This is a genomic window from Luteibacter sp. P4_D7_3, assembly GCF_056401735.1.
On the sequence record NZ_JBFUIT010000192.1, the window covers coordinates 1 to 7,817 of the forward strand.

At 65.2% G+C, this 7,817-nt stretch carries 7 protein-coding genes; 1 reads left to right on the top strand and 6 read right to left on the bottom strand.

The window, feature by feature from the left end; translation table 11 throughout:
* Nucleotides 1–597 precede the first annotated feature (597 nt).
* On the bottom strand, nucleotides 598–1,191 hold the full coding sequence (locus tag AC1DSN_RS15180) for a YceI family protein (RefSeq protein ID WP_213949385.1): 594 nt from the start codon (nucleotides 1,189–1,191) through the stop codon (nucleotides 598–600).
* 71 nt (nucleotides 1,192–1,262) lie between these two features.
* Nucleotides 1,263–1,856 carry a malonic semialdehyde reductase gene (locus AC1DSN_RS15185; protein WP_477331448.1) on the bottom strand — a complete coding sequence of 198 codons (594 nt, stop codon included), beginning with the start codon at nucleotides 1,854–1,856 and terminating at the stop codon, nucleotides 1,263–1,265.
* Between the two features lie 97 nt (nucleotides 1,857–1,953).
* Between AC1DSN_RS15185 and AC1DSN_RS15190 the strand changes: the two genes are divergently transcribed.
* A complete protein-coding gene (locus tag AC1DSN_RS15190; RefSeq protein WP_477294791.1) occupies nucleotides 1,954–2,946 on the top strand; it encodes a mitochondrial fission ELM1 family protein in 993 nt (330 codons plus the stop codon).
* 173 nt (nucleotides 2,947–3,119) lie between these two features.
* On the opposite strand, the gene recG is transcribed toward AC1DSN_RS15190, so the two are convergent.
* From recG to AC1DSN_RS15210, 4 genes are all read right to left on the bottom strand, one after another.
* Nucleotides 3,120–5,234 (bottom strand): ATP-dependent DNA helicase RecG, encoded by a 2,115-nt coding sequence (gene recG, locus AC1DSN_RS15195; RefSeq protein WP_477331450.1) that lies wholly within the window; start codon nucleotides 5,232–5,234, stop codon nucleotides 3,120–3,122.
* A gap of 15 nt (nucleotides 5,235–5,249) precedes the next feature.
* A complete protein-coding gene (locus AC1DSN_RS15200; protein WP_046968046.1) occupies nucleotides 5,250–5,633 on the bottom strand; it encodes a RidA family protein in 384 nt (127 codons plus the stop codon).
* A 30-nt stretch (nucleotides 5,634–5,663) separates the two neighbouring features.
* The gene (locus AC1DSN_RS15205; protein WP_477331452.1) at nucleotides 5,664–7,106 is read right to left on the bottom strand and encodes a hypothetical protein; all 1,443 of its coding nucleotides are present in this window, start codon (nucleotides 7,104–7,106) and stop codon (nucleotides 5,664–5,666) included.
* Nucleotides 7,107–7,179: 73 nt separating this feature from the next.
* A partial coding sequence (locus AC1DSN_RS15210; RefSeq protein WP_477331454.1) for an ACT domain-containing protein occupies nucleotides 7,180–7,817 on the bottom strand: 638 nt, incomplete at its 5' end.

Sequence of the window (7,817 nt, forward strand, 5' to 3'; positions counted from 1 at the left end):
GCCTTCGGTGCCTGGACGTCGCGGCGCAGAGCCTTCGGTTCGCGTGGGTCGAGCCGAAGCGCTCGGCGGCATCGACCGTCGTGTTTATTCGGAGTCCTTTCGCCATGCTTGCCGCTGTCGCCATGCACTCCGACACAGGCGCGACGAAGACGTTCGGCAACCGGGTGCCAGCGACGGCTTACGCACCGCCCTGGTGCTCCGGAAACGGCCGGGCCGACGACGGCCCCACGCCAACGGCTCTCCTTCCAGCTGACCGTATCGTCGTGAGAGACCTTGGCGTCCACCCTCGAGGCGAGTTCCGCACAAGTGGAGCGGCCGTAGGCCAAATAAGTACATGGGCCGCGTCAGCGGCCTTCCTTCTCGAACGCGGAGGACTTGTCTGAGCAGCGAGGGTGGACGCCAAGGTCTCCCCGCGAGACGCTCAAGTGTAGAAAGCGACGGCGAAGCCGAGCCTGCGAGGCCGAAGGCGAGCCCTCTGCGCGATGCGAAAGCATGTGCGGCCTGGAAGCCGGGCGCCCGGGCCTTGGTGTCCACGGTGAACAAAAAAAACCCGCGCCGTTACCGACGCGGGTCTGGAAGCGAAGCCGAGGGGCTTGCTTACTTCTTGTCAGCAGCCGAGGCGTCGTGCGCTTCGGTGGTGATGCGGATCTTGATCTCGTCGGAGACGTTCGGCACGTAAGCGCCGACGCCGAAATCCGAACGCTTGATCGTGGCCGTGGCGTCGAAGCCGGCGGTCTGGACCTTCATCATCGGGTGCGGGCCGACCTTGTTCACGGTGACGTCGAGGGTGACCGGCTTGGTCACGCCGTGCACGGTGAGGTCGCCGACGACCTTCAGCTTGTCCTTGCCGGCCGAGGTGACCTTGGTGCTCTTGAAGGTGACGGTCGGGTAGGTGGCGGCGTCGAGGAAGTCCTTCGACTTCAGGTGCTCATCGAGCTTCGGCACGAAGGTGTCGAGGCCGGCGAGCGGCAGGGTCGCTTCGACGGTGGACTTGGTCGGGGCGGCTTCGTCATAGACGAGCGTGCCGTCGACCTGGCCGAGGTTGGCGGTCGGGTTGGAGAAGCCGAAGTGGTTCCAGCTGAACAGGACCATGGTGTGGCCCGGATCCAGCTTGTAGGTGACCGGAGCAGCAGCGGCGGTGCCGGCGGTGGCGAGCAGGCCCGCGAGGGCGACGTAACGGAGTGCGCGCATGGTGAATCTCCTGCAGTGGGATGGGTACTGCTGATGGCAGCGGGACCGGATGGTCACCGCGGGAATTGAGGTCAGGCTATCTGTGCCGCTTCGCCGAAGGAAAGACGCGGCAGGCGGTCGAAAAGATTCTTGTCCGGATCGCCGTAGCCGATGTTGATCAGGAAGTTCGACTTGATCTGGGTGCCGGCGAAGAACTCGGCATCCACGCCGGCCTGGTCGAAGCCGGACATCGGGCCACAATCGAGGCCGAGCGCGCGGGCCGCCATGATCAGGTAAGCACCCTGCAGCGAACCGTTGCGGGTACCCGAGGTCTGGACCATCTGCTCGTTGCCGACGAACCAGCTGCGGGCATCCGCGTGCGGGAACAGCTTGGGCAGGTGCTCGTAGAAGGCGAAGTCGGTGGCGACGATGGCGGTCACCGGGGCCTGCATGGTCTTCTCGGCGTTGCTCTCGGAGAGATACGGCTTGAGGCGCTGCTTGGCGTCAGGCGACTTCACGAAGACGACGCGCATGGGCGAGGAATTGGCCGCGGTGGGGCCGAACTTGGCCAGATCGTACAAGCGGCGGATCTGCTCGTCGGTCACTTCCTTCGGTTGCCACGCGTTGTAGGTGCGGGCGGTCAGGAAAAGCTGGTCAAGCGAAGCATCGGACAACGGAGCGCTCATGGATATCCTTGTACAGTGACGGATCGCCGGGGCCCCGGCATCCCGACAGTGTAAGCGTCATGACCCGGTCCGTGATCGGTCGGCCAGGGAACGAACTGTGGCAAATTCGACAACAATCCTGCCCCACGACGCCTGCTGGGTTGTGACAGACGGCGCGGCCGGCAATCGGCGGCAGGCGCTGGCGCTGGCCGAGGCGCTGACCCCATCTATCCGCGAGATCATAGTGGAGCTGCGCGCTCCCTGGTCGTGGTTCGCGCCCCGGCAACTGCCGGGTTCGCGCATGGCCCTGGGCGGCAACGACGAAAGCCTGCGACCGCCCTGGCCGAAGCTGGTCATCGGCTGCGGTCGCAGCGCCGCCTGGGCGACCCGGCAGATCCGCCAATGGTCGAACGGCAAGACCCTGGCCGTGCAGTTGCTGGATCCGAGGATCGATCCGGCCCACTGGGACCTGGTGATCGCGCCCAAGCACGACACCCTGCGCGGCGACAATGTCCTCAATCCGCTGGGTTCGTTGCATCCCATCGACGACACATGGCTGGCCGACGGGCGCGATGCCTTCGCCCCGTTCGCCGAGCTGCCATCGCCGCGGCTGGGTGTGTTGATCGGCGGAGCCAGGCACGGCACGCCGTTCGACGACGCCGCGGCAACAGCCTTCCTCGCGGCCGTGAAGCGACGGCATCAGGCCGATGGCGGCTCCGTCCTGGTGGCGGCGTCACGGCGAACACCGGAAGCACAGCGGGGTCGCATTCGCGAAGGATTCGCGGGCTTGCCCGGGGTGGTCTGGACCGATAGCACCGACGGTGCGAACCCCTACCCTGGCGTGCTCGGCTGGGCCGATCGGCTCGTTGTCACGCCGGACTCGGTGAATATGCTGTCCGAGGCCTGCGCGACAGGGCGGCCCGTGCACACCTTCGTTTCGCAGCCGCTGCCGGAGAAGCTGGAGCGGTTTCACCGGGAGCTGCGCTCGGCGGGGTTGTTGCACGATATCGATGCGACGACGGCGACGACGCAAACGCCGCTACGCGAGACCGCGGCGATTGCCTCCGAGGTACGCCGGCACCTGGGGCTAAGCGACGCCGTCGCCCGGTAGGAACCGATTCATCGGCGAGCTCTCCGTGGGAGCCGATTCACCGGCGAGCCCTCTGTGGGAGCCGATTCATCGGCGAGCTCTCTGTGGGAGCCGATTCATCGGCGATGGGTGCTCGCGAAAATCTGGCCCGCTGCCGCGGGATCGCCGATGAATCGGCTCCTACAAGGGGTTTTTCAGGCGTCGACGTAACGGGCTGCGTCGCCAACCCAACGGGCGATCAGACGCTCGCACCGCGCAGGATGGTCTTTCATCATCGCCTCGGCGACACGCTGTACCTCGGGCATGAGATGACCATCGCGCGTGAGGTCCGCGATGCGAAACTGCAGCTGGCCGGTCTGTCGCGTGCCGAGCACCTCGCCCGGACCACGCAGTTCCAGATCCTTCTCCGCGATGCGAAAACCGTCATTGGTTTCGCGCATCACCTGCAGGCGTTCGCGCGCCAGTCGCGACAGCGGGTTCTGGTAGAGCAGCACACAATTGGAAGCGATGGCCCCGCGACCGACGCGTCCACGTAGCTGATGCAACTGGGCAAGGCCAAGGCGCTCGCTGTTCTCGATCACCATGAGGCTGGCGTTGGGCACGTCCACACCTACTTCGATCACCGTGGTCGCGACCAGCACGGCAAGTTCGCCGGCCTTGAACGCGTCCATCACCGCCTGCTTTTCCTTCGGCTTCATGCGGCCATGAATCAGGCCGACGGCGAGATCGGGCAAGGCGATGGTCAGTTCCGCGTGGGCGACTTCCGCGGCCTGCGCGTTGAGCTGCTCGGATTCTTCGATGAGCGTGCATACCCAGTACACCTGGCGCCCTTCCATGCACGCGGCGTGGATGCGCTCCATGACGTCGTAGCGGCGCTCATTGGAGATGGCGACGGTCTGCACCGGCGTGCGGCCCGGTGGTAGTTCGTCGATCGACGAAACGTCGAGGTCGGCATAGGCGCTCATGGCGAGCGTGCGTGGAATGGGTGTCGCGGTCAGCACGAGCTGGTGCGGAATAAGATCCCCCTCAGCGCCTTTGTCACGCAAGGCGAGACGCTGGTGCACGCCGAAGCGATGCTGCTCGTCGACGATGACCAGGCCGAGCTTCGCGAAGCTGACGCCCTCCTGCATGAGCGCGTGCGTGCCGACCAGCACATGCGCGCCGCCTGCCGCGCGCGCCAGCGCACTCTTGCGCGCCTTGCCCTGCACCTTGCCGGCCAGCCATTCCACCTCGAGGCCGAGCGGTTCGAACCATGCACGAAAGTTGCGCAGGTGCTGTTCGGCAAGCAATTCGGTCGGCGCCATCAGCGCGACCTGGTAGCCACTCTCGATCGCCGCCAACGCAGCGAGCGCGGCGACGACGGTCTTGCCACTGCCCACGTCACCCTGGACCAGACGCAGCATGGGGTGTGCGCGTGCGAGGTCGCGGGCGACTTCTTTCGATACACGCGACTGGGCTTTGGTGAGTGCGAACGGCAGCGCGGCGAGGAGTCGGTCGCGCAAGGTACCGGCACTCTTGAGCGCGGGTGATTTGCGCTTCTTTACCGCCGCGCGCATGCGCCGCAAGGTGAGGTGCTGAGTGAGCAGCTCCTCGAAGGCAAGCCGTTGTTGTGCGGGATGCGTGCCCTCCCCCAGCTGCCGCAAGTCCACGTCGGGTGGCGGGCGGTGCACATGAAGCAAGGCGTTACGCAACGAGGTCAGACCCATGGGGCGACCGATCTCGTCGGGAATCAATTCCAGACGGTCGTCTGTCGGCAAGTGCGCCAGTGCACGTGAGATCACGCTGGCGAGCCGACGCGGGCCCAGGCCTTCCGTCGTGGGGTAGACCGGCGTGAGGCGCTCATCGACGAGCACTTGCTCGTCTGCTTCGATGCGCTGGTATTGCGGGTGGACGATCTCGAATCCCTGCGGCCCCTGCCTCACTTCACCGAAGCACAGCAGTCGCGTGCCCTTGGCCAGCAGGTCCACTTGCGACTTGCGGAAGTGGAAGAAGCGCAACAGCAGCGGACGACCGGAGTCGTCACCAATGATCACCTTGAGCTGGGGCCTGAATCGGAAGCCCCGCTCAACATGCTCCACGATCCCCTCCACCTGCGCACGGTCACCCGGACGGAGGTCGGCGATGGGCACGACCGTGGTGCGATCTTCGTAGCGCAGCGGCAGGTGGAACCAGAGATCCTGCACCTCGCGCAGACCGAGCTTGCCCAGCGTTTCGGCGAGCGCGGGCCCGACACCGCCGAGTGTTGTCAGCGGTGCGCGTCCGGGATCCGCCAGCGATGCCGCCGGCGTGGTCACTGCGCTTCGGGCCACGGGTCGTGCCGTGGATTACGGCAGGACGAGGATCGCGTCGACTTCGACCTGGGCGCCCTTGGGCAGGCCCGAGACCTCGATCGTCGAGCGTGCCGGGTACGGCTGCTGGAAGTATTCGGCCATCACCGCGTTCACGGCGGCGAAGTTGCCCAGATCCGTCACGTAGATGCCCACGCGCACGATGTCCGCCAGCTTGCCACCGGCGGCTTCGGCCACGGCGACGAGGTTGTCGAACACGCGACGGGTCTGCAGGGTGATATCGCCCTCGACGAGATTGCCGGTGGCGGGATCGAGCGGGATCTGGCCCGAGAAATACACCGTGTTGCCGGCGCGTACGGCCTGCGAATACGGGCCAATGGCCGACGGTGCCTTCTCAGTGGCGATGGTGCTACGGGTCATGGGGCGTCCTCGATGCGGAATCGAGACAGTCTAACGCGGTGGACCGTGATCTTCTGCCGTCACGACGTGTAGTTCGAACTTGGCCTGGCGGAAGCCGCAAACCTTCCGCGGGCCTTTGGCTTCGAACTTCCATATCTCGGTGATGCGGTCGTCCTCGCCCGGGCTGAGCTCGAGATACGCCGCGTCTTGGTAAGTGACAAGCCTGCCTCCCTGCATGCCGTCGGTGGGCAACCCCTTTGCCAGTGCCTGGTTTTCGACGCTGCCAGGGTCAGCCCTGCCCTGCGCATCCAGGTAAACCGGCAGAAACCAGCTCTCCTGGTAGGTCCCGTCTCCCGCCGTTGAATCGCCATCGAAGTAGGAGACGAGTCCTACGCGACGGGTGTGGCCGCTACCGTCCAGATCGACGTTTCCGGTAGCGACAAGACCGTAGGAAACCTCAGAAGCTCGCCCACGATTCCTGAACTGAGTCCCGGAAGGTTGCCCGTCGATTATTAACGGCTCGAAGTACTCCGGCACCTTTGCCAGGAAGATCGACTCAGAGGCGGATGGAGGCCCCATCGACGCGGCGGGACCGCTGGCAAGCAGCGCGCGACACATCGCACCGTCGAAACCGGCTTGGATAATGGGATGTGGCGTCGGCACCCGCGCCCCCGAACAGGTGGGCATGATGTCGCCCGATGAGTCAATCGCGGCGAACGTGATATTGGTCTGGTCTCGCCACTCGTCGAAGATCATTGGCTGACCCCGCACCATGACCAGCGATTCGTTCATGCCGAAGGCCCAGTCGTTCGCGCCATCATTTTGAATGCGCCGGCTTTCCATGTCCGGCGGCGAAAGGCGGGCCTCCATACCAGGCGTGAAAACCATCGCCTCCATGGAATGGGCCGTGCCGCCACTATCGATCAAGGCCACGGCCATTCGATGACCACCCGACGTCACGCGAGCGACGGCCGGCAGACTGGCATTGGCATCCTGGCCGATATCAAGCTTCTTCGCGACGGCATCGGTCACATGCACCGTCGGAACGGCTTCGATCGTCCCGTCTCCCGCGTCGAGCATGACCTGAGCGGCCTTACAGAGTTCAGGCGCACCCGCTGGTAGCGGAACGTAAGGCGAGCCCGTCGTGTGCAATCGAGACGTCTCGACCCAGCCTGTCGAGACCTTTTGTTTTCCGTGGAAACGGACATAAGAGAGATTGCCGCAACGGGTGACCAGATCGACGGGGTCACCGGTAATGACATAGCCGTCGTCAGCCGGAGGGTAAAACACCTCGTCCTTGGCCGGGTTATGGGCCTTGAGCGCCAGATGTTCTGCCGGAGCACCGATCACCACGGCAGGTGTGACCGTGCGTTGCATCACGGCGATGTAACCTGTCGAGCAATCGGTGCCGTCCTGCGCCAGGCAAGGTAACGACCACAACACGACGACAACCATCCCTAGCAGGGCAAGCGCCCGGCGCCACGCGAATTCCATGTCTTAGCCCCTGTATGTGCGTCGCGATCTTCCCACCGCCCGAAGCGGTTGGGAAGATGGCGCAGAAGAAGCCTTATAACGGGTGGCGGTAGACGCCGCTAACTACACCAGTGCGGCGGACGCGACGCATGACGTCGGCCAGGTGCTTGCGGTCCTTCACCTCGATGGCGAAGAGCAGCGTGGCGGCCGTGCTGTCGCGTTCGATGTATTCGACGTTTTCGATGTTCGAGCCGGCGTCGGCGATGGCGGCCGCGACCGTGGCGAGTACGCCCGGGCGGTTGAGGACTTCGATGCGCAGCTCGGCACGGTAATCGCCCTGCACGTCGCGGTCCCACTCGATGGCGACGATGCGCTCGGGCGTCTTCCGGAACTCGACCACGTTCGGGCACTCGACGCGATGGACGACGATGCCCTTGCCCGACGACAGGAAGCCGACGATTTCGTCGCCCGGCAGCGGGTGACAGCAGTTGCCGAAGCTCAACACGCCACGCTCCGCACCACTGATGCGGATCTTCTCGGCGTTGTGCTCGGCAGGCGCCTGCGGATGGCTTCCCTCGCGCGGCCCGAGCAGGGCGACGAGTTGCGTGGCGACCTGGTCGGCGAAGCGATTGCCGAGGGCGATCTCGGACAGCAGCTCCTCGAGGCGCTTCAGCTTGGCATCGTCCAGGAAACGATCCAGCGCGGCGGCTGGCACGGAATCGAGGCTAAGGC